Here is a 25,565-nt window from a genome sequence, read left to right on the forward strand (position 1 = left end):
GTGCAGGCGCGCTGCAGTCACGTGCCGGGCGGTCATGCCCGGGCTCCCAGCGCGATGGACGGTCCGACCTTCGTGGACTGCGCATGGCAGCGCACACGCTGGGTGGCTGTGCCGGTCACCGGCAGCCGCAGCGCGGTAAAGGTTGCGTTGGTGTTCCTATGGGTGGTCATGGGCGCTCCGCTCAGATTGACGGTTGGGCGCCCCTGACCTGACTGGTCAGGCAAATAGGAAGGCGTCAGGGCAGGGGTATGAGCCCGCCCATGCGAATGCGAAACCAACGCAGGAAACCTGTCGATCGCATCGCCTTGCCTCCCTTCGCTGTCAATATGGTCCGCACACTGAGAGGCACGGTAAGAATCCGAAGCGAGGTCTGCAATCTCCGGACAGGCGGATGTGCCCCGGAGGAGGTAGACCCCCGACACTCCTCCGTCGCCGGAGGCGCAACCCGGCCCCGGTTGGGTGCTCCGGTCGCCCACTGTGAACTGATTCGCCATCGTGGTGCTCCTGCGTCGTCGAAAGGCCAGCGAGATTGCTGACGGCCCACAGGAAATCGTCCGAATCGGACACGTGGAGGTGAAAGTGCCGCCGGGTGCCGGTGCGCCGCCAGACTGCCTCTGACCGCGCGGCATTCGATGGCACTCATATCGCTGTGATCGCGGGCTCGGTCGGGAACGGTCGACCAGTCGCGATTCACGAAGCGGCAGGCCCAGTGGCCATTTCGGGGGAGTGGGGCTGCAGACCGACCAGCAACCGGCCGAAGTGGCACGTGACGGCACTCGCATGGCACTTCGTGGCACTCGACAAGGCCGAACGGAAACGACGAAGGGACCGCGCGGTGATGATCAGACAGGCCGGTGTGCCACTCGACGACTCGATACCGCTCGACTCGCGGCCCCCACAGGACGAGCCGTCCTTTTCGCTAGAGGAGATTGGGCGCCGCACCGTCCTCGCTCGCGTCGCCGCCGACGGCACTCGCTGGTGCCGGTGCTGTGACAGCACGGCAGCCCCCGGCCCGACCTCCGCCTACTGCCCGGGACACGTCCGACAGCGCAACCCACTGCTGAAGCGGCTCCGCCGACAGGCCGAGCGCGAAGCCGCTGAGGCAGCCCGCGCCGCAGCAGCAGCGGCAGCACCGATTACCCCGGTCGTCCCGCACGGCATGGTGCTCGTTTCCCGAGAGGCGCTACGGCAGATCGGTGTCCGAGCCGCTGCGATGGCCACCCACATCGCCCGCGCCTCCCGCCACTACCACGCCCTTCAGCAGGAAGGCCGCGATCCCGTGTGGCTGGACAACCTCATGTGGAGCGCCAAGGAACTCGACGCCGCCATCGCCAGCGGAATCCTCAACGGAGACGTTCTTCCACCCCACAACGCCAGGCCCCAGCAGGCGACCGGCCGCAGCGCCTAGTTCATCCGGCGCCTCACGCCGTGTCAGTGCCTCGTCGTACCGTCCAGCCGGTCGCAGCCGGATGACCGACGGCTGCGGCAGCGGTCCCAGCGCGCATCGATCGCTCTGGAACCCGGGGGGCTCGGGCTGCATGACAGGCGGCCCGAGCCTTCCCGCACTCGGCCTGACCGCTAAACGGGCCCGCCGCGTCCTCGCCACTGACACCACCTGTCGGGGAGCGCAGTTACCGTCTCCACGTGCCGATACCAGCACGGTAGGTAACAACGGCAGGGGAGTGGTGGCGGAGTGACGCAGGTAGCAGGGTTCGGGGACAAGGTCGGCTTCATCTGGTCGGTCGCTGACCTGCTTCGGGGCGACTACAAGGCCCACGAGTACGGCCAGGTGATTCTGCCGCTGACCGTCCTACGACGGCTCGACTGCGTCTTGGAGCCCACCAAGGAAGCGGTGATCAAGCGCGCCGCCGAACTCGAAGGCAAGATCGAGAACCCGGAGCAGTTGCTCCTGCGTGCGGCCGGGCAGTCGTTCTACAACGTCAGCCCGCTGAACTTCGACCGCCTCCTCGAAGACGCCCCGAACATCGCGGAGAACCTCCGGACCTACATCCGTGGGTTCAGCACCGGTGCCGTGGAGGTCCTCGACAAGTACGGGTTCGACAACCACATCACCCGCCTCGACAACGCCGGACTGCTCTTGCACGTGATCAGCCGGTTCGCCGAAATCGACCTCCACCCAGACGCCGTTCCGAACGAGGCGATGGGCTACATCTTCGAAGAACTGCTCCGCAAGTTCTCCGAGATGAGCAACGAAACCGCTGGTGAGCACTTCACCCCGCGCGAAGTCATCCGGCTCATGGTCAACATCCTCTTCAGCGAGGACGACCAGGCGTTGCGCGGCAGTGCGCCGGTGCGGACGATGTTCGACTGCGCTGCCGGAACCGGCGGCATGCTGACCGGGGGACAGGAGCACCTGGCGGAACAGAACGCGAAGGCTCGCCTGGAGGTCTTCGGTCAGGAACTCAACCCGGAAACCTGGGCCATCGCCCGCTCCGACCTCATGATCAAGGGCCAGGACCCGACCCGCATCCGGCTCGGCAACAGCCTCTCCGACGACCAGTTCATCGGCCAGCGTTTCGACTACATGCTCGCGAACCCGCCCTTCGGCGTGGACTGGAAGCGCTCTGAGAAGCAACTGAAGGCCGAGCGTGATCAGTTGGGTGAGCGAGGCCGCTTCGGCGCAGGACTTCCTCGCGTCAGCGACGGCAGCCTCCTGTTCCTCCAGCACCTCATCAGCAAGATGAAGCCCGTCGAGGCAGACGGTTCGGGAGGAAGCCGCATCTCCATCGTCTTCTCCGGCAGCCCCCTCTTCTCTGGCGGAGCAGGCAGCGGGGAAAGCGAGATTCGGCGCTGGATCATCGAGAACGACTGGCTCGAAGCCGTCGTCGCACTTCCGGACCAGTTGTTCTACAACACCGGCATCAACACCTACTTCTGGGTCGTCACCAATCGCAAGGCCGATCACCGCAAGGGTAAGGTCGTCCTTCTCGACGCCCGCCAGGACTTTGCCAAGATGCGCAAGAGTCTCGGCGACAAGCGCAAGTACATCACCGATGCGCAGATCGTCGAACTCACGCGCCTGTACCACACCGCGCTCGACGAAGCGGCTGGCGACGACCGTGTGCGGGTTCTTCCGAATGAGGGGTTCGGCTACCAGCGCATTGTCGTCGAGCGGCCGATGACCGATGAGAACGGCCAGCCCATCCGTAACCGTAAGGGCGTCGTCCCGAACCCGGATCTGCGGGACAGCGAGGTCGTCCCTCTAACCGACACTGTCGACGACTATCTGAAGCGCGAAGTCCTCCCGTACGCTCCTGACGCTTGGGTGGACGAGGCGAAGACGAAGATGGGCTACGAAATCCCATTCTCGCGACACTTCTATCGCTACGAGGCTCCGCGGTCGATCTCGCTGATCGCTGATGACGTTGAGCGGGTCGAGGCTGAGATCCAGAAGGTCCTCGGACAGGTGGCTCGGTGATCCGCCTCCGCTACCTGGCCGATGTCAATCCCTCTTGCCCGGCCTTCGAGACTCTAGGAACGGATGAGCAAGTTACCTTCATGCCGTTGGAGTCGGTGTGGGCGGATGAACGCCTTGATCTGACGAGGACTCGCAGGAAGTCGGAGACCGCTACCGGCTACGTGCGCTTCCAGGAGGGGGACATTCTTGTCCCCAAGGTGACCCCCACGTTTCAGGCGGGCCGGTCAGCAATCGTCCCTCGCTTGGCAAACGGCGTTGGTGCTGGTTCCACAGAACTTCATGTCCTGCGCGCCCGGGAGGGGGCTGACGCGCGGTTTATTTGCTACGCAACGCAAACCTCTCGGTTCCTCACGGAAGGGGTCTCGCGGTTCCAAGGCGTCGCGGGGTTGCAGCGAGTCCCTGAGTTGTTCATTCGCGACTTCTCGGTGCCGGACCATGCTCTCGGCGAGCAGCGACGTATCGCTGACTTTCTCGATCAGCAGATCCCCCTCCTTGACCGAGCGGTTGAGTTGCGCATGGAACAGGCTGCCCTGCTTCGTGAACGCCAGCGGGCCGGAGTTGCCCTTCTGCTCAGCGGTACGAGTACCGCGTCGCAGACGGTCATCCATCCAGTTCTGGGTCCAGTGAATGCGGCGTGGCCGATCCTGCGCCTGAAGCGCACTGTTCAACGCGCTGGCGTTGGCGTAGTTGTTAACCCGTCCTCGTACTTTGTAGAGGACGGGGGGGTTCCGTTCATCCATGGCGGAAACGTGCGTGAAGGGGCTTTCGACCTGACCAACGTCAAGCGCATCTCCGCTGAGGATAGCGATGCGTTGCATCGCTCGCGCCTTGCGCCCGGCGATGTCGTCGTCGTTCGCGCTGGCTACCCCGGCAGGGCCGCTGTGGTGCCGGAGCACCTCAGCGGCAGCAACTGTGCCTCTGTGCTTCTCTTCACCCCCAACGACGCTGTCGAGCCAAAGTGGTTGGAGACTTTCTTCAACAGTGAACAGGGTCGTTCGCAGGTGCGACTGGTTCAGTACGGCGCGGCGCAGGAACAGATCAATCTCGGCGATGTGGTTGAGTTCGTGCTGCCAGTCCCATCACGGGATGAGCAGCGACTGTTCATGCGCGAACTGCAAGAGAAGCAGGACGACTTGGTGCGACTGGACCGGCTCATTAGTGAGTCTGTAACTCTGTTGCGCGAGCGTAAGCGCGCGCTGATCAGTGCTGCTGTGATGGGTGAGTTCGACGTGACGACGGCAAGGAGTGCGGCCTGATGACGGCCGTTCACAGCGAAGGCGCGTTTGAGGCAGCGATAGAGGCCCACCTCGTGGCCAACGGCTGGGTCTCCGGCGTGCCCGGCAACTACCGTCGCGATCTCGGCCTGGACCCATCGGTCTTGTTCGACTTCGTCCGGGCATCGCAGCCGAAGGCGTGGGCCTCCCTCGTGCGGATTCACGGGTCTGATGCGCTCGCCGAGGCGAAGTTTCAGAAGCGACTGGCGGCGGAGATCGACTCGCGGGGCACGCTGGACGTGCTGCGCCGTGGGGTGGAAGACACGGGCGTCAAGGTGCGTCTGGCGTTCTTCAAGCCGGGGCACGCGCTTACTCCGAACCTGATGGCGCTGTACGACGCGAACCTCCTCGTGGTGACGCGGCAGGCCCACGCCATGGAGTCGAACCCACAGGACAGCCTGGACCTGCTGCTATCGATCAACGGTCTGCCGGTCGCGACGGCCGAGTTGAAGAACCACATCACCGGCCAAACGGTCGAGCACGCCAAGAAGCAGTACCGGACTGACCGCAACCCGCACGACCTGGTCTTCGCGAAGCGGACCGTCGTGCACTTCGCCGTCGACCCGGACCTGGTCTTCCTGACAACCCGACTGGAGGGCGAGGACTCCTTTTTCCTGCCGTTCAACCAGGGCTCCGGTGGTCCCGGCAAGCCGGGCGGCAAGGGCAACCCCGCGACGAGCACCGGCTACCGCACCAAGTACCTGTGGGACGAGGTCTGGCAGCGCGACAACTGGCTCGACCTGTTCGCCCGGTTCATCCACGAGGAGAAGCCGGTCGCCAAGAAGGGCAGCAAGGCCGCGCAGCGCGGAAAGATCATCTTCCCGCGCTACCACCAGTGGGACGCGGTGTTGAGCCTCGTCGAGCACGCCTCCACCTACGGGCCGGGACGCAACTACCTACCGCAGCACTCCGCCGGATCCGGTAAGAGCAACACCATCGCCTGGCTCGCGCACCGGCTGTCCACGCTGCACACCCCTGCCAACGCCGCCGAACTGACCGACCACGCCCGCCAGATCGGGCTAGGTCCGAACGAGCGCGTCTTCCACAAGATCGTCGTTGTGACCGACCGTGTTGTCCTCGACCGGCAGTTGCAGGACACGATCTTCCAGTTCGATCACACGCCCGGCCTCGTCGAGCGGGTCGACAAAAACAGCCAGCAGTTGGCCGACGCGCTGGCCGGGTCACGCGCGCAGATCATCATCACGACGCTTCAAAAGTTCCCGGTGATCGCGAAGGCCGCGACCGACCTGAACGGGAAGCGGTTCGCGGTCATCGTCGATGAGGCGCACTCGTCCCAGTCGGGGGAGTCGGCGAAAGACCTAAAGGCCGTGCTCGGGTCCCGCTCGGACGTGGCGGACCGGCTGGCCGACGAGTTGTCCGGCGGCGAGGTCACCGACGCCCTGTGGGATGCCGCCGAGGAGTTCGATCGCGCCTTGGAGCAGGCCGGAGACGGTCAGGACGCGCTCGCGGCCAGCGTCGAGTCACTGCGGGAGTCCGCTGCGATGCGAGGGAAGCACGACAACCTGTCGTTCTTCGCCTTCACCGCGACCCCCAAGTACAAGACGCTGGAACTGTTCGGGGAGCGGATCGAGGACCCGAGCGTCGAAGGCGGAGTCCGGCTGGAGCCGTTCCACCTCTACTCGATGCGCCAGGCGATCGAAGAGGGCTTCATCCTCGACGTTCTCGCCAACTACGTCACCTACAAGACCTACTTCAGGCTGGCCAACGGTCTCGGCACCGACGACCCGGAAGTCGAGAAGGGCAAGGCCAACGCCGCGCTCGCCCGGTTCGTCGCGCTGCACCCCTCGAACCTGTCGCAGAAGGCCGAGATCATCGTCGAGCACTTCCGCAAGATCACCCGGCACGCCATCAACGGCGAGGCGAAGGCCATGGTCGTGACCCGGTCCCGGCTGCACGCGGTCCGCTACAAGCAGTCCATCGAGAACTACATCGCCGAGAAGCGCTACACCGACATGCGCGCCCTCGTCGCGTTCTCCGGCAAGGTCGTCGACCCCGAGGGCAGCGGCATCGAGTACACCGAGTCGAACATGAACAAGGCGCCCGACGGCAAGACGATCCCCGAGACAGAGACCGCCAAGCGGTTCCAGGGCGACCCCGAGAACGGCTTCCCCGTCGGGGACTACCAGGTCCTCATCGTCGCGGAGAAGTACCAGACCGGCTTCGACGAGCCGCGCCTCCACACGATGTACGTGGACAAGAAGTTGGACGGCGTCAAGGCAGTCCAGACCCTGTCCCGGCTCAACAGGATCATGCCCGGCAAGAACGGCACGTTCGTCCTCGACTTCGCCAACGAAGCCGAGGTGATCGCGGAGGCGTTTAAGGAGTTCTACGAGCAGTCCTGGACCGAGCCGACCGACCCGAACCTGCTGTTCAACCTGCGCACCCGGATCCTCGCCGCCGGAGTCATCGACCCGACCGAGATGCGGACCCTCGTCGCCGCGCTGCTTACGACCGACCCCAAGCACCACGAGACGCTGTACGAGCAGACCGACAACGCGGTCGTCCGCTACGACGCCATCGAAGACGGCGACGCCCGCGAGGACTTCCGCACCGCCCTCCGCGACTTCGTCCGGCTCTACGCCTTCCTCGGCCAGGTCGTGCCGTTCAACAGCGCCGAGTTGGAGGAGTTGTACTACTACGGCCGGATCCTGAGCACCCGACTGCCGAAGGACGACACCGACGAAGGCGGCGACATCGACCTCGGCAGCGCCGCCATCCTCACCCACATCCGCACCGAACTGGAAGCCGAGCAGAACGTCAGCCTTGCTGAAGGCGATGGCGTGCCCGTGCAGGGCATGCACGGCGGCGGCAGGGGAGCCCAACACCTGCCTGAGAAGGTCCGGTTCTCCTCCCTGATCGACGTGCTCAACGACAAGTTCGGGCTCAACCTAGGACCCATCGATCAGATTTGGGTCGACCAGCAGATCGAGGTCTCCATCGCCGACCACGACTTGCGTGAGGTTGCCGCCGCCAACACGGAAGAGAACTTCGCCTTTGAGTTCGACCGGCGCTTCGCCGACCTCTTGGAAGAGCGGCACAGCCTCAACGACGACTTGTTCCGCATGTTCTTCGACAAGCCGGAGTTCCAGGAAGCCCTCACCACCTGGGCGCGCCGCGAGGTCTACCGGCGCATTCAGGACGACCTGGGTGGCGCCGCATGAATGGCGAGTTGGTCTTCACCGTTACCGGGGCGTCCGCGATCGCGGCGACACCGATCGGCCTGGCGGACGCCGGGCTGAAGGAGCGGCAGCACCTTCAGGAGTGGGTGATCGCGCACCCGCAGGTGCTCGGCCCCTCAGTGAAGATCGTCGCGTTCGAGTTCGGCAGTTGGACCGGCTACACGGGGGAGAAGGAGAAGGACCGCCTCGACGTCCTCGCCCTGGACAGTGACGGGCACCTGATCGTCGTCGAACTCAAGCGCGACAAGGCCCCAGACACCGTCGAGATGCAGGCGCTGAAGTACGCCGCGCTCGTGTCCCGGTTCACTCGCGACGACCTCGACAAGGTCCACGCCCGCTACCTGTCCAAGCAGACGGGCACCGACGTCAGCGTGGAGCAGGCAGCCGAAGAACTCGATGCCTGGGCGACCATCACCGAGGAGTCCCTGCGCCTGCCGAGCGTCGTTCTAATGGCCTCAGACTTCCCGCCGACCGTCACCGCCACGGTGGTGTTCCTGCACCAGCAACTTGGCCTTGACATCAGGCTGCTGGCCTTCCAGGCGTATCAGACCGCCAACGACGTCCTCGTCACCGTGTCCCAGCACTATCCGCCGCCCGGCATCGAGGAGTTCGTGCTCTCCCCGGAGGTCAACGAACAGCAGAAGGCCAAGAGCACCAAGCAGAACAAGCAACGCGAGATTTCCACCGTCGCGCGGCTCATCGCCGCCGACGTGCTCAGCCCCGACGAACGCCTCACATTCCGCGCCCCGTCGACCGACCTTCAGGAACAGATGGCGGACTGGCTCGACGCAGAACCCGGCCGCCGCCACGCCACCTGGCAGGACGACGCCGCCGCACCCCTCGTCTGGGAAGCAGACGGCAAGTCGTACTCGCCGACCGGGCTGGCCCGGCTCATCTTGGAGGAGGCCGCAGGCAAGACATCCCAGGTGCAAGGTCCGCTGTACTGGGTGAACGAGTCCGTTCAGAGCCTCGTGGACCTCGCCGCGTCCTTGCCTCCGGCCGCAGACGTGCCTATTGAGGTGCACACCAGCAAACTGAGCGTGGCTCTCAAGCCGATCTGGGAGTCTTTCGACACCGACCTGATGCATTCCGCGTCGGACATCTCACGCCAATCCCGAGTGAAGTCGATCAAGTATTACCGCAAGAAGAAACTCTGCGACCTTCTCGTCCATGGCGACCATCTCAGCGTCTATATCCGGGGGCTCAGCGCGGCGCAGCACCCCATCGGACATGGCGTCGTCGTCGGCGGTACACCTCGCTACATCCACGCGCAGATCAAGACGCACGCGGACATCGCGCCGGTTCTCAACCTGCTGAAACTGGTATACGACAAGCAGGAGGCGTAGCAGGGGCAGAGGTCGCCGACCCTGTTCTGTCAGACCCTCCCCATACCGTCGGAGTGTGGCGACATCGAAGGCGCGAGACACCTCGGTAAGACGGGGCGACATCAAGGATCCGGTACGCCTCGCCGTCTGGGCGCGGGCCGCCGGGTGCTGCGTCATGTGCTCCGCCAGCCTGCTCGGCAGTCGCGGATACCTGCACAGCGTCCTGGTCGGCGAACTGGCGCACAACGTCGGCGCCACCGCCACCCCCGGCTCACCGCGTGGCCTCACGGAAGACATCCCTGACCGGGAGGCGGAAGACAACCTCCTCCTGCTCTGCCATGGCTGTCACCGCCTGATCGATGACGAAGACCACGTCCCGTACTTCACGCCCGAGCGGCTCCGCTCGCTGAAGAAGACGCATGAGGACCGCGTCCGGATGGCAGCCACGAACGGCGGAATGCGCCGTACCGCAGCGCTGCGCGTCGGAGGCCGTGTGCGCGGTGCGACTGCCCTCGCCTCGCAGAGGCAGACGGCTGACGCGCTCCTGGTCGACGGATACCTCGGCCTCGTAGACAGTCGCTGGCGAGGCGACTTCCTGTGCGAGGTTCGCGGCGACCCGAGCCGTTCGACCTACTGGAAGGCGGCTCAGGAAGAGATCGACGACACCGTCCGGCTCATCGAGCAGTCAGTTGCCACCGGCGAGGTCGAGCACCTCTCTATCTTCGCGATCGCTCCGATCCCGCTGCTCGTGCACCTGGGCTCCCGGCTCGACGACAAGACCGACACCCGGCTCTACCAGAAACACCGTGACGGCGATCAAGGGTGGCGCTGGGACGGATCCGCCCCCGTCTACGACTTCACGACCAGCGGCAACATCGGTTCGACTCCGGTCAAGGAGGTCGTCCTCGCCGCGTCCCTAACGGCCGAGGTCCAGAAAACCAACCTCCCGGAACGACTCCAGGGGCTGCCCCACTTCGAGATCCGTCCCGAGGCAGATCGGTTCGGCCCCGGCCTCTTCTCGCACCCGGACACGCTGCGGAACTTCGCCGACCGGTGGCGGAGCCTGCTCGCCGAGGTGGAGGCCGCCTGCCCCGGCGCAACGAGGTGGCATCTGGTCGCCGCTGCGCCGCTGACTTCGGCTATCGAGATGGGCCGGGCCTTCATGCGCGGAGCGCAGCCGCCGATCGATGTCTACGAGCGGCAGAACGAGACCTACACGGCCGTCGTGCAGGTCAACGAATGAGCGCAAGGCACGGGCCGAGCCTAAACGTCCATCACCGGACGGGGACACCGGTCATCGCTACGCCAACCACTACAACGGGGGGAATCCGATGAAGCACACCGACTACTTCGACAACTTCCTGAAGAACACCGTCAACCTCAGCCAGTTCAACCTCGACAAACTGGCTGACCGAGTGGACGCCATCTACGACGCCCTCAAGGCGGATCCAGACCTCGGACCCCGGATCATCAAGAAGATCCCACAGGGATCCTGGGCGCAGGAGACCATCATCAGCCCCCAGAACGGCAAGCCGTTCGACGCGGACTTCATGCTCCAGATGCGCGAAGAAGACGACTGGTCAGACGACGTCGCGCAGTACATCAACGCCGTCTACAAGGTCATCGACAACCACTCGACCTACGGCGACATGCCGCACAACCGGAAGTGTCGCTGCGTCTACGTCGAGTACGCCAACAACAAGATGCACGTCGACATCGTCCCGTACCTGACTCTGGCCGACGGCCGCCAGGTCATCATCAACCGCGACGACAACGAGTTCGAGACGACGAACCCGACCGGCTTCACGCAGTGGATGAAAGACAAGGACAAGATCGCCGACCGTAACCTGCGCAAGGTGATCCGGCTCCTGAAGTTCCTGCGAGACCACAAGAACTCCTTCACAGGGACCAGGTCGATCCTCATCACCACGCTCCTGGGTGAGCAGGTCGCGGACTGGAAGAAGATCGCCGACCCCGGCTACTACAGCGACCTACCCACCGCCCTGCTCCACATGGTCAGCGACCTCGACGCCTGGCTCCAAGAGCGCCCGACCAAGCCCTCCATCGCCGACCCCTCCAACCCGCTCGTCACCTTCGACCACCGGTGGTCCCAGGAGACCTACTCCTACTTCCGCGACCGCATCAACGTGCACGCCGCTGAGATCCAGGACGCCTGCGACGAGACCGACGAAGAGACCAGCATCAAGAAGTGGCAGGACCTCTTCGGCGACGGGTTCCAGCCCCCAGCGACCTCAGCGGAAAGCACCAAGTTCGGTGACGCAGGGGCCGCCGGTGGAGCCAGCGGCACCACGGAACCGCCCGGCACGTCCTCATCCGGGCGCTCCGGCCGAGCCGGATAGTCGAGGAGCCGAACGAGCAGGGGACCAGTGGGCCAGAAGAAGCGTGCGCAGTTCACGGACTGGCAGAAGTCTGCCGTCCGTGAACTGCGCCGCGTCGCCGCAGCCTTTCCCGACGACTTCCGGCTCATCGGCGACCCCAAGCCCAACGGCCTCGGGCTCGTCGTAACGCGCGTCCGCCTGCGAACCGGCGACCTGCCCCGCGCCCCACTCGGCCTCCCGCTGCGGCAACACGAGGAGTTCCTCCTCGGAATCGGCCCGAACCGCCTCTCCCCACCCCTGATCGAGGTGGACCACGGCCGATTTCTAGGGCACGCCCATGTCCTCCTCGGTCGGCGGCTATGCACCTACCTCGACCCGTCGCGCGAGTGGAACCCACAGAAGGGATTCGCCAGCGCAATCGACAGGCTTCACAAGTGGCTGCGCGAGGCGGCAGCAGGCGAGTTCAACTCCGACTCAGCCCTGTTCCACGCGGTCGGAGGGGTGCTCCACCGCACCCCAGGGACGCCAACCATCGTCGTCCGAAGCGCGGGCAGCCCCCTAAAGGCGCGGCGGGCCTACCTCACCCTTCGCTCGTCGCACCGGCACGACCTCCACTACGAACGCAGCAGCCCGGATCAACAGCAGTCCATCGTCTTCGACGTAGGCGAGCCCCTACCCCTCGGCGCGGGCTCCCTGCTGCAAGAACTCCTCCTCGTCCTAGACACGGCCCCAACACGCGACACCTTCTTCGTGCCGCGCGCCGACCCCCAGTCACCCGCCTTCCTCATCGCACTCGCGGCTGCCGCCACCCGGAATCCAGAGGGCACACCGCAGACCTTCGTTCTCACGATCCCGCACCCCACCGGCGGACCGCCGCATCTCCTTGCTGGCCGGATTCCGGGCTCCGCCGCTGACGAACTTCGCCGCCTCGTCCGAGAGCGGCGCCACCCAACAATCGACATCAGCGCTGACATGCTCGACGAGAAAACCCCTGTGGAGTGGTGCACCGTGTCCGACGAGCGCGACAGCGTCACTACCCGACGCGACACCAACCGCCCAACCGGCGCTTTCCTCGGCAAGACCGTCCACATCTGGGGCTGCGGCGGGCTGGGATCCTGGATCGCCGAGTTCATCGCCCGCGCAGGCGCCAAGCGCCTCATCCTGTGCGACCCAGGAAGCATCAGCGGAGGACTACTGGTCCGGCAGAACTTCACCGAAGACAACGTCGGAGCCTCGAAAGCAGAAGCCCTCCGACAGCGCCTCCTAGCGATCCGCGACGACATCGAGGTCGAAGCACACGTCGGCCCGATCCCCGATGACCTCGCCACGCTTCTGCTCACCGCTGACCTGGTCATCGACGCGACGATCTCCCGCGCCATCGGACAAGGGCTCGACGAACTGGCACCTGCTGAGGACCGACCGATGTTCGCGCAGGTCGCCACAGACGCCGGGACCAGCACCCTCGGTCTACTTACTGTCAGCGATCGGACCAACCCGAAGGGGCCGAACGCCATCGACCAGCAGATCGGCGACGCCGTCAGGGCAGCCGGGGACCTGGAGCCGTTCCACACCTTCTGGAAGGACGTCTCACCGCGAGACGAACTCATCCCAACCCGAGGCTGCTCGATCCCGACCTTTCACGGATCAGCCGCCGACCTCGCCGCCGTCGCAGCCACCCTGACCTCCATGCTCGGGAACCACCTGGCGAGCACCGAGCCAGTGTCGGGCAGTCACCTCATCGCATTGCCGCACTCACCCGCAGGCCCCTTCCGCCGGTTCATCCCGGCGGCGTAGTCAGCCGTGGGGTCGTCGTCGCACAGTGGTGAGATTCGGAGTGACACTCGAATGAGATTCGACAGCTGACGTAGTCCCCGCCCACCGGCCCGGCACCGCATCCGCGGTGCCGGGCCGGTGGCGTCTCCGGACCGCTCCGGCACAGGGTGGCTCCCGGCCACAGAGTGGGACTCCGGAACCGGTGGCTCCCCGGCCACAGAGTGGGTCCCCGGGACCGGTGGGTCCCCGGCGACCGGTGGGTCCTCGGGACCGGTAGGACTCCGGAACCGGTGGGTCCCCGGCATCGATGGGTCCCCGGGACCGGTGGGTCCCCGGCGACCGGACTGTGCCGGTGGTTTCCCGGCGTTGCGGGTCCTGCAGCGCCCGCAATGTGGGAAGAACACCCGCAGGGTCGGCGTTGGCTGTGGTGCAGCAGCTCAGTCGCTGGAGGTCGTGACGAGCACGGCCGTGCCGTCGGGGGTGCCCCACATGTAGCAGCCGCCGCCCCCGGCGCTGACGCCGCCGGAGAGGCTCCAGACCGAGGTGCCGTCGGCAATCCGTTCCTCGCCGAGGCGGTAGTCCCCGTCGGTGCTGTCCGGCTCGTCGAGCTGGTCCCTGAGCTCTCCGAGCACGGCCTCGGGGTCGTCGACGGCGAGCACCGCGGCGAAGTCGCGGGCGAAGCCGACGAGACCGGGCGTGGTGCCGCCGCCGATGAGGCGGGCCCCGGCAGGCACGGTCAGCCGGTCGTAGCCCAACTCGAAGCAGTTGTTCTGCTCGCCGAACGGGTCTCCGGTTCCGACGGAGACGGTGGGGTTGCGCTCGGGCAGCTGGTCCGCCGCGGTCGCCGGCGCGGGGCCGGGATCGGTCTCCGGGTAGGAGGACGGGTACACGTCCACGTCTCCCTCGGACAGTGCGCCCTCGGAGACCTCGACATGGAGTTCCGCGCCGGCGGGCCACCACCACAGGCCCATCTCGACGATGACCTGCGTGCCGTCCGACAGTGGCCCTCTCGCCGCCGCGAAACAGTCCACCGCATCGGCGACGTCGGGGCGTGCTGCCGACACCGGCGTCTCCGGGCTCGTCCCGGGATTGGCCCGCATGACCTCGGCGGAGGTGATCCGCCACAGGCAGACGCCGCTCCCCGGGACGGGTACGCCGATGGCCCGGGCCTGACCCGCGAGGTCGTCCCAGGCCGCGAAGGGATCGCCGTCGACCTGGAGGACGGCGGCATGGCTGGTCACCTCGAAGGCGGCGTGCAGCGTCACGGTCACGTGGGGCGCTCGCGGGAAGACCGGGCCGACCAGCTGGGTCCCCACCGGGACGACCAGTCCGGCCGCCAGCGGTGTCCCGGGCGGGGAGAGGCCCACCGAGGCAGCGCCGGGGCCCGTCGCCTCCCCGGAGTCGCTCCCGCAGGCCACGGCGCCGGCCAGCACCGCTGCGAGCGCCACGCCCCAGGCCTTCCGCATCGCGCGAGCATGGCGCACGAGCAGGCCGGCCACCGTGGACAGGCGCGCGGCCCTCGCTACCGCGCGCCCGGCTCGGGTGGCATGCCGGACCGGCCGGCGTCCGGTGCCGCCTCGGTGCGCAGCAGCGGCAGCGCCCGCAGCGGCACCAGCCGCGACAGGGCGATGACGCTGGTGGACCGGACGACGCTCGCCGACCGGTCGAGCTGCACCAGCGTCCGCTGCAGCGCCTCGTGCGAGCTCGCGGCCACCCGGCACAGCACGTCGCCACGGCCGGTGGTGGCGTGCGCCTCGAGCACCTCCGGGATGGCCTCGAGGTCGCGCTGCACGGCGTCGATCGCCCCTTGCGCGATCTCCAGCGTCACGAACGCCTCCACGCCGAAGCCTGCCGCCCGCACGTCGATCTCCGGCCCGTACCCGGTGACGACGCCGGTGTCCTCCAGCCGCTGCAGCCGCGCCGACACCGTCCCCCGCGCGACCCCCGTGATCCGGGACAGCTCCAGCACGCCGGCCCGGCGGTGCTCCCGAAGGGCCGCGAGCAGGGCCAGGTCCAGCGCGTCCAGCGCGGCGCCGTCCGCCATCTGCATGCCTCCTCCCTGCGCCTCCGAACTGGGCGAGCTGACCAGCGGAGCCGCCCGGGAGCTGCGCCGACTGGTCGGCCCGACCAGCTCCGGACCGGGCGGTTGCCCAGCAGCGTGCCGCGGTGTGTCCTGCGCCACAAGCCACGTGTTCCGTGCCACGGCGGAGGGAGCGGCATGACCCGGATGCTCGACGACCAGCGCGCGGCCGAGCCGGACCCCAGAGAGCTGCGGCAGCTGGTCGGCCTCGTCGACCACGACCCCGCGGGCGACCCGTTCCCCGTGCTCGGCTGGGACGCGCTGGTGTGGGTGGTGGGCAACGCGACGCAGGCGGCGCACTTCTTCGTCTCGGCGCTCGGCATGGACCTCGTCGCCTACTCCGGTCCGGAGACGGGCAACCGCGACCACCTCGGCTACGTGCTCCGGTCCGGCGCCGCCCGCTTCGTGGTCACGGGCGCGTACGACCCGGCCAGCCCCCTGGCCGACCGCCACCGCCGGCACGGCGACGGCATCGCCGACATCGCGCTGGCGGTCCCCGACGTGGACCGCTGCACCGCTCACGCCGCGGCCGCCGGTGCCACCGTGCTCGAGCCGCCGCACGACCTCACCGACTCCCACGGCACCGTCCGCGTGGCGGCCCTCGCCACCTACGGCGACACCCGGCACACCCTCGTCGACCGGTCCCGGTACGCCGGCCCCTACCTGCCCGGCTTCGTCGCGCGGACGTCGACGCACGTCCGGCGACCGGGCGCCCCGAGGCGGCTGTTCCAGGCGGTCGACCACGTCGTGGGCAACGTCGAGCTCGGCGCGATGGACGAGTGGGTGTCCTTCTACCACCGGGTCATGGGCTTCACCGACCTCGCCGAGTTCGTCGGGGCCGACATCGCCACCGAGTACTCGGCGCTGATGAGCAAGGTGGTCGCCAGCGGCGACCACCGGGTCAAGTTCCCGCTCAACGAGCCGGCGCCGGGCCGGAAGCGGTCCCAGATCGACGAGTACCTGGACTACCACCGCGGCCCGGGCGTCCAGCACGTCGCCCTGGCCACCGGCGACATCCTGGCGGCGGTCGACGCGCTGCGCGACGAGGGCGTCGAGTTCCTCCCCACCCCCGCCTCGTACTACGAGGACCCCGAGCTGCGGGCGCGGATCGGCGCGGTGCGCACCCCCGTCGAGGAGCTACAGGCGCGGGGGATCCTCGTGGACCGCGACGAGGACGGCTACCTGCTGCAGATCTTCACCCGGCCGATCGGCGACCGGCCCACCGTGTTCCTCGAGCTCATCGAGCGGCACGGGTCCCTGGGCTTCGGCAAGGGCAACTTCAAGGCGCTGTTCCAGGCGATCGAGCGGGAGCAGGCCCGGCGCGGCAACTTCTGAAGGGGTCGAGGTGGCCTACTACCGGCGGGTGGGCGACGTCCCGCCCAAGCGGCACACGCAGTTCCGCCGTCCCGACGGCGGCCTGTACGCCGAGGAACTGGTCGGCGAGGAGGGGTTCTCCGCCGACTCCGCGCTGCTGTACCACCGGCACCTGCCCTCGGCGCTGGTCGACGCCCGCCCCTGGGAGTTGCCCGACCAGACCCTGACCCCGAACGCCCCCCTGCTGCCCCGGCACCTGCGCCTGCACGACGTCTTCCCCGGCGAGGAGCACAAGGCGGCCGACCCGGTCACCGGCCGGCGGCTGCTGCTGGGCAACGCCGACGTCGCCATCTCCTACGCCGTCAGCTCGCTGACCGGCCCGTACTACCGCAACGCGGTCGGCGACGAGTGCGTCTTCGTCGAGCGCGGCGCGGCCACCCTGGAGACGACGTTCGGCGCGCTGGACGTCGGCGCCGGCGACTTCGTCGTCGTCCCCCGCGGCATCACGCACCGCTGGGTGCCCACCGGCGACGAGCCGCTGCGCACCTACGTGATCGAGGCGGCCTCGCACGTCGCGCCGCCGCGGCGGTACCTGTCGCGGTACGGGCAGTTCCTCGAGTCCGCGCCGTACTGCGAGCGCGACCTGCGCGCCCCGGCACAGCCCCTGCTGGCCGAGGGGAGCGACGTCGAGGTGCACGTGAAGCACCGCGGTCCCGGCGGTCCGGCCGGCACCGTGCACGTGATCCCGCAGCACCCGTTCGACGTCGTCGGCTGGGACGGCTGCCTGTACCCCTACGCGTTCGCCGTCGCCGACTTCGAGCCGATCACCGGGCGCATCCACCAGCCCCCGCCGGTGCACCAGGTGTTCGAGGGCAGCGGCTTCGTGATCTGCGCGTTCGTCCCGCGGAAGCTCGACTACCACCCGCTGGCGATCCCCGTGCCCTACTACCACGCCAACGTCGACAGCGACGAGGTCATGTTCTACGTCGACGGCGACTACGCCGCCCGCAGGGGCTCGGGCATCGGCCGGGGGTCGGTGTCGCTGCACCCCGGCGGCCACACCCACGGGCCGCAGCCCGGCGCCGTCGAGGCCGCGCTCGGGACCGAGCGCTCCGACGAACTCGCCGTCATGGTCGACACCTTCCGGCCGCTGGAGCTCGGGGAGGGCGGGGTCGCCGCCGACGACGGCCGGTACGCGTGGACCTGGGCGGGGCGCGGGGGCCCGCCGTGACCGCCACCTGGCTCGACCTGCCCCCCGGCACCGGCTTCGGCCCGGCGAACCTGCCCTACGGCGTCTTCGCCACGGCCGGCACGGCACCGCGCACGGGGATCGCCATCGGCGACCGTGTCCTGGACCTGGCGGCGGCGACCGGCGACCCGGTCCACGCCACGGGCTCGCTCAACGCCTTCCTGGCCCGCGGCCCGGCGGCGTGGCGGGACCTCCGCGCCGCGGTCACCGACTGGCTCACCGACGAGGCCCACCGAGCCCGGGTGGAACCCGCCCTCGTGCCCCGCGACGCCGTCACCCTGCACCTGCCGGTGGCGGTCGCCGACTACGTCGACTTCTACAGCTCCCGGCACCACGCGGAGAACCTCGGGCGGATCCTGCGGCCGGGCACGGAGCCGCTGGCGCCGAACTGGTGCCACCTGCCCGTCGGCTACCACGGCCGCGCCGGCACCGTGCGCGTCTCGGGCACGCCCGTCGTCCGGCCGAGCGGTCAGCGCCGGGACGCGGGCGGCGCCGGGCCCACCGTCGGGCCGACGCGGCGGCTGGACATGGAGGCCGAGGTCGGCTTCGTCGTCGGGGTGCCGTCCGAGCTGGGCACCCCGGTGCCGCTGGGGGCCTTCGCCGACCACGTGTTCGGCGTCTGCCTGGTCGACGACTGGTCGGCGCGCGACCTGCAGGCCTGGGAGTACGTGCCCCTCGGGCCGTTCCTCGGCAAGTCGTTCCTGACCTCGGTCTCCCCGTGGGTGGTGCCGCTGGCGGCGCTTGAGGCCGCGCGCGTGCCCGCCCCGGCGCGCGAGGTGCCGCTGCTCCCGTACCTCGACGACGGCCGGGACCCCTGGGGACTGGACCTGACGCTGGAGGTGCGGCTCAACGGGGAGCTGGTGAGCTGCCCGCCGGCCGCGCAGCTGTACTGGACGCCGGCGCAGCAGCTCGCGCACCTGACGGTCAACGGGGCGGCGCTGCGGACCGGGGACCTGTACGCCTCCGGCACCGTGAGCGGGCCGCGGCGCGACCAGCTCGGCTCGTTCATGGAGCTGTCGGAGGGCGGCGCGGTGCCGCTGCGGCTCGCCGACGGCACGACCCGCACGTTCCTCGAGGACGGCGACGAGGTCACCGTCGGCGCCACGGCCCCGGGGACGGACGGCGGCCGCATCTCCCTCGGGGAGGTGACCGGACGGGTCGTGCCGGCGCGATGAGCGTCCGGAGGGGACCGGCGACCCTGGCCGGTCCCGGCGAGCGGGAGGAGGGTCGGGCCATGCTCGAGGAGGGGCAGCTGTACTCCCCGGTCGAGGAGCACGACGACGGGACCGTCACGGTCCACCTGGCGCCGAACCACCCCGGCGTGGCCGACGCCGCGTACCTCGCACGCCGCGCGCAGATCGCCCGGCTCGCGCTGACCTGGCGGCCGGGCGAGCCGGTGCCGGTCGTCGACTACACCGACGCGGAGCACGAGGTCTGGCGGGCGGTCTGCCGAGAGCTCACCGCCAAGCACCGGCGGCTGGCGCACTCGGCGTACCTGGAGGCCTGGGCGGCGGTCGACCTGCCGACCGACCGCGTCCCCCAGCTGGCCGAGGTGTCCGAGCGCGTGGGTGCACGCACCGGGTTCACCTTCGACCCCGCGCCGGGCCTGGTCCCGCTCCGGCAGTTCTACGGGGCGCTGGCCGACCGCACGTTCCACTCCACGCAGTACCTGCGCCACCCCTCCCAGCCGCTGTACACCCCCGAGCCGGACCTCGTGCACGAGGTGATCGGGCACGGCGTCTCGCTGGCCGCGCCGCCGATCGCCGAGCTGCACCGGCTCACCGGCGAGGCCGCCCGGCGTCTGCACGACGAGGACGCCCTGCGCTTCCTCGCGAAGGTCTTCTGGTTCACCTGCGAGTTCGGCGTCATCGCCGAGGGCGGCGAGCTCCGGTGCTACGGGGCCGGGCTGCTGTCGTCCTACGGCGAGATCGAGGAGTTCCGCCGGGCCGACGTCCGCCCCCTGGATCTCCTCGAGATGGGCACGGCCGACTACGACATCACCCACTTCCAGCCGGTGCTGTACCGGGCCGACTCGCTGGCCCACCTCATGGACGTCGTCGGCGGCTTCTTCGCCACCATGGACGACGAGACGCCGGCCCGGCTCCGTGGCGCCCGGGCCGCGCCCTGACCCGCGGGCCGGTCAGCGCGTGACGTCGTCGACGTCGAAGTGGCTCATGGTCGCGCCGCCCGTGGCGAAGTTCGGCACGTCACCGGCTGCGGCCGCGCCGTCCGGCGACCCCATCCCCGCGGCGAACGCCTCGGCCGACTCGAAGTCGAGCGTCGCCACCAGGTAGGGCGCCGCCTCGTCGCCCAGGGCCTCGGCGTGCCCGGTCTCGAAGCGGACGATCCCCGGGATCTTGCGGGCCAGGGGGACGTGGACGTCGCGGTAGTGCCGGTCGAACGCGGCGGGGTCGGTCGGGCGGCCGTACTGGACGAGCAGTCGGTGCGTCACGAGGGTCTCCTGGGCGGTGTCGACGGAACGGGGTCAGCTCATGCGGAAGGCGGGGTAGCCGGCGGCGGCCTCGTCCGCGCACTTCTGCCGGTAGGTGCCGACGCCACCGATGTAGGAGAGCAGCCGCCGGGGCTTGCCGGGCACGTTGGACCCCATGTACCAGGAGTCCGTCTTCGTCACGAGGGTGGCGGCGGCGATCTCGTCGTGGTGCGCGACCCAGGCGTCCTGGCCCTCCCGCGTCGGCTCGATGACCGACTTCCCCTGCTCGCGCATGGTGCGGATCGTGTCGTTGATCCACTCGGTCTGCTGCTGCAGGCAGGTGGTCATGTTGCACAGTGCGGCCGACGGCGCGAGCGGGACCGCGGTGGTCAGCATGTTCGGGTAGCCCTCGATCATCAGGCCCATCGTGGTGCGGATGTCGCGGTGCCAGTCGTCGGCCAGGGACCGCCCGCCGCGACCGCGGATGTCGACGCGGGTCAGGGCGCCGGTCCCGGCGTCGAAGCCGGTCGCCAGGATGAGCACGTCGAGTTCGTGCACGCTGCCGTCCGCGAGCTCGATCCCCTCCGGGCGGACCCGCGCGACCGGGTTGTGCCGGATCCCGACCAGTTCCACGTTGTCCCGGTGGTAGACCTCGAGGTAGTTCCGCTCCAGCGGCACCCGGTGGGTGCCGAAGCCGTAGTCGGTGGGGACCAGGACGTCGATCAGCCGCTGGTCCTTCAGCCGGGCCCGCATCTTCTCCCGGACGAACTCCGACACCTCCTCGGAGACCTCCTCGGAGAAGAAGATCTCCCCGAAGCTCGCCAGCCACAGCTTCAGCGAGCCGTCCTCGTAGATCTCCTCGAGGATCTCCCGCCGCTGCTCGGGGGTGCACTCGGCCCAGACGTGCTCGAAGTCGTACTCGAACCCGGTGAAGGTGTTGGGAATGGTCTCCCGCAGCTCCTCGAAGCGGCCCTTGTACCAGGCCTGCTCGGTCTCGCCGTAGGCCGGGCTCTTCATCGGCAGCACGTACTGGGGGGTGCGCGCGAACACCGTCAGGTGGCCGACCTGGGCGGCGATGGTCTGGATGACCTGGATGCCGGTCGCCCCGATGCCCACGACGCCGACCCGCTTGCCGGCCAGCTCGACGCCCTCGGCCGGCCACCGGGAGGTGTGGACGACGGTGCCGCGGAAGGTGTCCTGGCCCTCGAACAGGTCCGCCATCGGGGCCGAGAGCATCCCGCCGCAGGTGATGAGGAACTGGGTGTCGACGGTGTCGCCCCGGTCGGTGCGGACGGTCCACCGGCCGCGGTCCTCGTCGTAGGTGGCGCTGGTGACGGTGGTGCCGAACTGGATGTCGCGACGGAGGTCGAGGCGGTCGGCGACGTAGTGCATCCAGCGCTCGATCTCCGGCTGACCGGGGAACTTCTCGCTCCAGCTCCAGTCCTTGTACAGCTCCTCGGAGAACAGGTACTGGTAGATGTAGCCCTCGCTGTCGAAGCGGGAGCCGGGGTAGCGGTTCCAGAACCAGGTCCCGCCGACGTCGTCCCCGGCCTCGATCGCGCGGACCCGCAGGCCCTGCTCGCGGAGCTGGTGCAACTGGTACAGCCCGGCCACGCCGGCGCCGAGGACCAGCGCGTCGACCTCGAGGTCGGCTCGGGGCGTGGCGGCCGGGGACGGGGTCTCGAGTGCTGAGGTCATCGCGGGAGCGCCTCTCTGTGGACTACCGCTCGGGGGCCCGGCCATCGTCGGCCCGGGCCGGTGTCCCGGCGGTGTCCCAAAACCGGACACCGCCGCCGACCCGGACACCGCCGGCGGGGCTCAGACGCTGATGCCGTAGTGCCGGATCTTGCGGTAGAGGGTCGACCGCGCCAGCCCCAGCTCGGCCGCCGCCGCGACCCGGTTGCCGCCCGTGGCGCGCAGGGCGGTCACGATCGCGTCGCGCTCGGCCTCGTCGACGGGGCGCAGCGCGGTGCGCGGCACGCTCGAGCAGTAGGTGGGCAGGTCCTGCGCCCGGATGCAGCCGACCGGGCGCACCCGCAGCGCCGCGGCCAGGGCCTCCCGCAGCTGCCGCACGTTGCCCGGCCAGCGGTAGCGGAGCACCAGCCGCATCGCCTCGTCGTCCAGCCGGATCCGGCGCTGCGGGGCGAGCTCGCCCAGCAGGCTCCGGACGAGCGCCGGGGCGTCGGCGGACCGGTGCCGCAGGGGCGGGACCGACGCCGACGCGGCGAACACGGCCAGCAGCGGGGACGGCGCCGCGCCGCCGGGAGCGGCCGTGGCGGCCAGGCCCTCGACCGGCCGCGCGCCGCCGCCCAGCCGGTCGAGGAGGGTCTGCGCGGCCGGCGGGGACAGCCGGTCGACGTCGCGGAGCACGTGCAGCTCGGCGCCGCGCCCGGCCCGGAGCAGGCGCTCGGCGACCGCGGCGGGCGCGGCCTCCACCTCCTCCGCCGCGACGAGGACGACCCGGCCCGCCGGGTGCACCCGCCGGTGGATGCCGGCGAGCAGGGTGGCCCGCCCCGAGCCCGGCTCGCCGAGGACGACGACGGGCACGTCCGCCCGCAGCGCCTCCTCGACGATGGCCGCGGCCGCCCGCCACGCTGGGCTGGTGCCGGCCTCGTCGGGGGCCGGCCCGCTCCCGGACGCGAGCGGCCGGGAAGTCCGCGTCGCCGAACCCGCCGGCGGGTGGTCGTCGTCGAGGACCCTGACCACGCCGACGACGCCGGCGACGTCGCCGCCGGCCGAGACCGTGGACCGGCGGACGCGCACCGGCGTCCCGGACGGCAGGACCAGCCGGTCGTCGAGCCCGGCCGGCCCGCTCATCGCGAACCGCAGGTGGTCCTCGAGGGCCCCGCGGTCCGCGGGGCCGAGCAGGGTCTGCATCGCCGTGTTGGCCAGCACGACCCGCCGGCCGACGGCGAGGACCGCGTCGTGACCCCGCGCGTCGACCCGCGAGTACAGCTCGAACAGCGCCTGCTGGACCCGGTCCCGGTCCAGGAGCAGGTTGCGCTCGATGCGCGCGGCCGCGGAGCGGACCAGCGAGAGCATCAGCGGCGTCGAGTCCTCGCTGCGGCAGCTGATGTCCAGCACGCCGTCGATGCGGCCGGTGAACGGGTCGCGGATCGGTGCGCCCGCGCAGGCGAACACCTGCAGCGGCTCGACGAAGTGCTCGGCGCCGACGATCTGCACGGACGTGCCGGACTCCAGGACCGTGCCGACGCCGTTGGTCCCGACCGTGTCCTCGGCGTAGCCGAAGCCGCGGGCGAAGTACACGCGGTCGAGGGCCCGGCCGATGCAGGAGTCGCTGTCCCGCCGGATCAGCAGCCGGGCGCGGTCGTCGGTCAGGGCGACGCACATCGGGGCGCCGGCGATCTCCTCGGCGAGCTGCTCGATCACCGGCTGCGCGCAGCGGATGAGCCGGGAGCCCAGATCGAGGTCCGTGGAGTAGGAGTGCGCGACCGCGCGGGGGTCGACGCCGCAGGAGAGGCTGCGCCGCCACGACGCCGCCACGTGGTCGGGGACGCCGCGCAGGGCCGGGTCCGCGTCCTCGATCAGGTGCACGCGTGCGCCGGTCAGTGACGGCGTCCGGTCCGAGCGCTCGGGCATGGCGGCTCCCTGTGTCTCACGTCACATCGTGGAGCAGGGGTCAAGGGCTGCAGATGTCCTACTTCCGGACACCTCGGCGGTCGGCGCCCCCGACACAGTCGGGCCGGCGCACCCCGCCGGCCCGGCGAGCTCCGGAGGAGAACCGATGATCGAGAACCCGTTCTACGGCCCCGAGTTCCACGGCGAGTACGAGGTGGCGAGCGTCGGCCGCCTCGACCTCGAGGAGGGCGGGACGATCCCCGACTGCCGGCTGGCCTTCACCACCTGGGGCGAGCTGTCACCGGAGAAGGACAACGCCGTCCTCATCACCACCTGGTACTCCGGCACCCACCAGATCTGGCGCGACGCCTACGTGGGGGAGGGGCACGCCCTGGACCCCTCGCGGTGGTTCATCGTCGCGATCGACCAGATCGGCAGCGGGCTGTCGGTGTCGCCGCACAACGCCGACGGCGACAACGCGTCGATCGCGATGTCGAACTTCCCGCGGGTGCGCATCGGCGACGACGTGGTGGCCCAGGAGCGGCTGCTGCGCGAGCGGTTCGGCATCGAGCGCCTGCAGCTGGTGGTCGGCGGGTCGATGGGCGCCCAGCAGACCTACGAGTGGGCGGTCCGCTTCCCGGAGAAGGTGCTGCGCGCGGCGCCGATCGCCGGCACGGCGCAGAACACCCCGCACGACCAGATCTTCGCCGACGTGCTGATGGCGGCGATCACCTCCGACCCGGGCTTCGCCGACGGCGAGTACAAGTCGAACGCCGACGTGGTGGCGGGGCTGACCCGCCACGCCGACATCTGGGGGGTCATGGGGTTCTCCACCGAGGCCTGGAAGCTGGAGTTCTGGCGGGCGATGGAGTTCGACTCCAAGGAGGCCTTCCTCGACGGGTTCCTGCGTCCGTACTTCACCGCCATGGACCCGAACGACCTGCTGTGCATGGCCTGGAAGTGGCAGCACGGGGACGTCGCCCGCCACACCGGCGGCGACCTCGCGGCCGCCCTGGGGCGGATCACGGCGAAGACCTACGTCATGCCGATCGACGAGGACATGTTCTTCCCGCCCCGGGACTGCCGGGCCGAGCAGGAGCTGGTGCCGGGCGCCGAGCTGCGGGTGATCGAGGAGGTCCTCGGCCACCTCGGCCTGTTCGGCGTCGCGCCGAGCTACATGCCGCAGATCGACCGGCACCTCGGCGAGCTCCTCGCCACCCGCGTCTGAGCGCCCGGGCCCGGTCCCGGCTTCAGCCGCCGGGCAGCCGGTCGTCGCGCGGTGCCGCACGTCGGCGCCGGGACCGGGCGCGCCAGAGCACGAGGCCCGCGGCCGTGGCCGTGGCGACGGCGAGGCCCGCGACGACGGCGCCGAACAGGACCAGCAGGATCGCGGCCCACATGCCGCCGACCAGCACGGCCGGCAGCTGCTCGACCGCTCGCTCCTCCGGGGGCGGGCGGGTGTACGCGGGGTCCTCGGCGCCGGCGGGGTGTTGTTGCTGGATCTCGTCCCACATACGCCGTTCGAAGCTGCTGAGCACGGTGTACCTCCTGGGCTCCACCCT

Annotated in this window: 19 protein-coding genes; 13 read left to right on the plus strand and 6 right to left on the minus strand. The window is 69.5% G+C overall.

What is annotated here, in order from left to right; translation table 11 throughout:
- Positions 1 to 790: 790 nt before the first annotated feature.
- From BMY88_RS23480 to BMY88_RS17610, 8 genes are all read left to right on the plus strand, one after another.
- A complete protein-coding gene (locus tag BMY88_RS23480; RefSeq protein WP_139220508.1) occupies positions 791 to 1,408 on the plus strand; it encodes a hypothetical protein in 618 nt (205 codons plus the stop codon).
- Positions 1,409 to 1,693: 285 nt separating this feature from the next.
- Positions 1,694 to 3,439: a type I restriction-modification system subunit M gene (locus BMY88_RS17580; protein WP_091946502.1), complete on the plus strand. Its 1,746-nt coding sequence runs from the start codon at positions 1,694 to 1,696 to the stop codon at positions 3,437 to 3,439.
- Positions 3,436 to 4,695, plus strand: coding sequence for a restriction endonuclease subunit S (locus tag BMY88_RS17585; protein WP_091946505.1), 1,260 nt, complete (start codon positions 3,436 to 3,438; stop codon positions 4,693 to 4,695). The genes BMY88_RS17580 and BMY88_RS17585 overlap by 4 nt, the downstream gene beginning before the upstream one ends.
- A complete protein-coding gene (locus BMY88_RS17590) occupies positions 4,695 to 7,895 on the plus strand; it encodes a type I restriction endonuclease subunit R (protein WP_091946510.1) in 3,201 nt (1,066 codons plus the stop codon). The genes BMY88_RS17585 and BMY88_RS17590 overlap by 1 nt, the downstream gene beginning before the upstream one ends.
- Complete coding sequence (locus tag BMY88_RS17595) at positions 7,892 to 9,259, plus strand: hypothetical protein (protein WP_091946515.1); 1,368 nt, start codon at positions 7,892 to 7,894, stop codon at positions 9,257 to 9,259. The genes BMY88_RS17590 and BMY88_RS17595 overlap by 4 nt, the downstream gene beginning before the upstream one ends.
- 55 nt (positions 9,260 to 9,314) lie before the next feature.
- Positions 9,315 to 10,481 (plus strand): SAVED domain-containing protein, encoded by a 1,167-nt coding sequence (locus BMY88_RS17600; RefSeq protein ID WP_091946518.1) that lies wholly within the window; start codon positions 9,315 to 9,317, stop codon positions 10,479 to 10,481.
- Between the two features lie 88 nt (positions 10,482 to 10,569).
- Positions 10,570 to 11,598, plus strand: a complete 1,029-nt coding sequence (locus BMY88_RS17605) for an SMODS domain-containing nucleotidyltransferase (RefSeq protein WP_170861158.1) — start codon at positions 10,570 to 10,572, stop codon at positions 11,596 to 11,598.
- A 27-nt stretch (positions 11,599 to 11,625) separates the two neighbouring features.
- On the plus strand, positions 11,626 to 13,371 hold the full coding sequence (locus BMY88_RS17610; RefSeq protein ID WP_091946520.1) for a ThiF family adenylyltransferase: 1,746 nt from the start codon (positions 11,626 to 11,628) through the stop codon (positions 13,369 to 13,371).
- A gap of 416 nt (positions 13,372 to 13,787) precedes the next feature.
- Here the strand turns inward: BMY88_RS17610 and BMY88_RS17615 are convergent, their stop codons facing one another.
- Positions 13,788 to 14,816: a hypothetical protein gene (locus BMY88_RS17615; protein ID WP_091946523.1), complete on the minus strand. Its 1,029-nt coding sequence runs from the start codon at positions 14,814 to 14,816 to the stop codon at positions 13,788 to 13,790.
- Between the two features lie 56 nt (positions 14,817 to 14,872).
- Entirely contained in the window at positions 14,873 to 15,400 is a 528-nt protein-coding gene (locus BMY88_RS17620; RefSeq protein WP_244524764.1) for an Lrp/AsnC family transcriptional regulator, read from the minus strand.
- A 168-nt stretch (positions 15,401 to 15,568) separates the two neighbouring features.
- Between BMY88_RS17620 and hppD the strand changes: the two genes are divergently transcribed.
- From hppD to BMY88_RS17640, 4 genes are read left to right on the plus strand one after another with little or no spacing between them, the layout of a single operon-like run.
- Positions 15,569 to 16,765 carry a 4-hydroxyphenylpyruvate dioxygenase gene (gene hppD / locus BMY88_RS17625; protein ID WP_091946526.1) on the plus strand — a complete coding sequence of 399 codons (1,197 nt, stop codon included), beginning with the start codon at positions 15,569 to 15,571 and terminating at the stop codon, positions 16,763 to 16,765.
- Positions 16,766 to 16,775: 10 nt separating this feature from the next.
- On the plus strand, positions 16,776 to 17,975 hold the full coding sequence (locus BMY88_RS17630) for a homogentisate 1,2-dioxygenase (protein ID WP_091946529.1): 1,200 nt from the start codon (positions 16,776 to 16,778) through the stop codon (positions 17,973 to 17,975).
- A complete protein-coding gene (fahA, locus tag BMY88_RS17635; protein ID WP_091946727.1) occupies positions 17,972 to 19,168 on the plus strand; it encodes a fumarylacetoacetase in 1,197 nt (398 codons plus the stop codon). Before BMY88_RS17630 ends, fahA begins: the two co-directional genes overlap by 4 nt.
- Before the next feature lie 59 nt (positions 19,169 to 19,227).
- Complete coding sequence (locus BMY88_RS17640; protein ID WP_091946532.1) at positions 19,228 to 20,121, plus strand: phenylalanine 4-monooxygenase; 894 nt, start codon at positions 19,228 to 19,230, stop codon at positions 20,119 to 20,121.
- Positions 20,122 to 20,133: 12 nt separating this feature from the next.
- Here BMY88_RS17640 and BMY88_RS17645 read toward each other — a convergent pair whose 3' ends face one another.
- The 3 genes from BMY88_RS17645 to BMY88_RS17655 all read right to left on the minus strand — a co-directional run bounded on the left by BMY88_RS17645 (position 20,134) and on the right by BMY88_RS17655 (position 24,024).
- On the minus strand, positions 20,134 to 20,445 hold the full coding sequence (locus tag BMY88_RS17645) for an EthD family reductase (RefSeq protein WP_091946537.1): 312 nt from the start codon (positions 20,443 to 20,445) through the stop codon (positions 20,134 to 20,136).
- Positions 20,446 to 20,478: 33 nt separating this feature from the next.
- The gene (locus tag BMY88_RS17650) at positions 20,479 to 22,122 is read right to left on the minus strand and encodes a flavin-containing monooxygenase (RefSeq protein ID WP_091946541.1); all 1,644 of its coding nucleotides are present in this window, start codon (positions 22,120 to 22,122) and stop codon (positions 20,479 to 20,481) included.
- A 120-nt stretch (positions 22,123 to 22,242) separates the two neighbouring features.
- Positions 22,243 to 24,024, minus strand: a complete 1,782-nt coding sequence (locus BMY88_RS17655) for a sigma-54-dependent Fis family transcriptional regulator (RefSeq protein WP_091946544.1) — start codon at positions 24,022 to 24,024, stop codon at positions 22,243 to 22,245.
- 145 nt (positions 24,025 to 24,169) lie between these two features.
- Between BMY88_RS17655 and BMY88_RS17660 the strand changes: the two genes are divergently transcribed.
- Positions 24,170 to 25,231 carry an alpha/beta fold hydrolase gene (locus tag BMY88_RS17660; protein WP_091946549.1) on the plus strand — a complete coding sequence of 354 codons (1,062 nt, stop codon included), beginning with the start codon at positions 24,170 to 24,172 and terminating at the stop codon, positions 25,229 to 25,231.
- 22 nt (positions 25,232 to 25,253) lie between these two features.
- On the opposite strand, the gene BMY88_RS17665 is transcribed toward BMY88_RS17660, so the two are convergent.
- Complete coding sequence (locus tag BMY88_RS17665; RefSeq protein ID WP_139220509.1) at positions 25,254 to 25,541, minus strand: hypothetical protein; 288 nt, start codon at positions 25,539 to 25,541, stop codon at positions 25,254 to 25,256.
- Between the last annotated feature and the right edge of the window lie 24 nt (positions 25,542 to 25,565).

Source organism: Trujillonella endophytica (assembly GCF_900110555.1).
Taxonomy (GTDB): Bacteria; Actinomycetota; Actinomycetes; order Mycobacteriales; family Geodermatophilaceae; genus Trujillonella; species Trujillonella endophytica.

Excerpts from the sequence above, each read along its gene's own strand:
- BMY88_RS17590 (WP_091946510.1), top strand. The coding sequence starts at position 4,695 with ATGACGGCCGTTCACAGCGAAGGCGCGTTTGAGGCAGCGATAGAGGCC.
- BMY88_RS17595 (WP_091946515.1), top strand. The coding sequence starts at position 7,892 with ATGAATGGCGAGTTGGTCTTCACCGTTACCGGGGCGTCCGCGATCGCG.
- BMY88_RS17605 (WP_170861158.1), top strand. The coding sequence starts at position 10,570 with ATGAAGCACACCGACTACTTCGACAACTTCCTGAAGAACACCGTCAAC.
- BMY88_RS17615 (WP_091946523.1), bottom strand. The coding sequence starts at position 14,816 with ATGCGGAAGGCCTGGGGCGTGGCGCTCGCAGCGGTGCTGGCCGGCGCC.
- BMY88_RS17620 (WP_244524764.1), bottom strand. The coding sequence starts at position 15,400 with ATGCAGATGGCGGACGGCGCCGCGCTGGACGCGCTGGACCTGGCCCTG.
- hppD (WP_091946526.1), top strand. The coding sequence starts at position 15,569 with ATGACCCGGATGCTCGACGACCAGCGCGCGGCCGAGCCGGACCCCAGA.
- BMY88_RS17640 (WP_091946532.1), top strand. The coding sequence starts at position 19,228 with ATGCTCGAGGAGGGGCAGCTGTACTCCCCGGTCGAGGAGCACGACGAC.
- BMY88_RS17650 (WP_091946541.1), bottom strand. The coding sequence starts at position 22,122 with ATGACCTCAGCACTCGAGACCCCGTCCCCGGCCGCCACGCCCCGAGCC.
- BMY88_RS17655 (WP_091946544.1), bottom strand. The coding sequence starts at position 24,024 with ATGCCCGAGCGCTCGGACCGGACGCCGTCACTGACCGGCGCACGCGTG.
- BMY88_RS17660 (WP_091946549.1), top strand. The coding sequence starts at position 24,170 with ATGATCGAGAACCCGTTCTACGGCCCCGAGTTCCACGGCGAGTACGAG.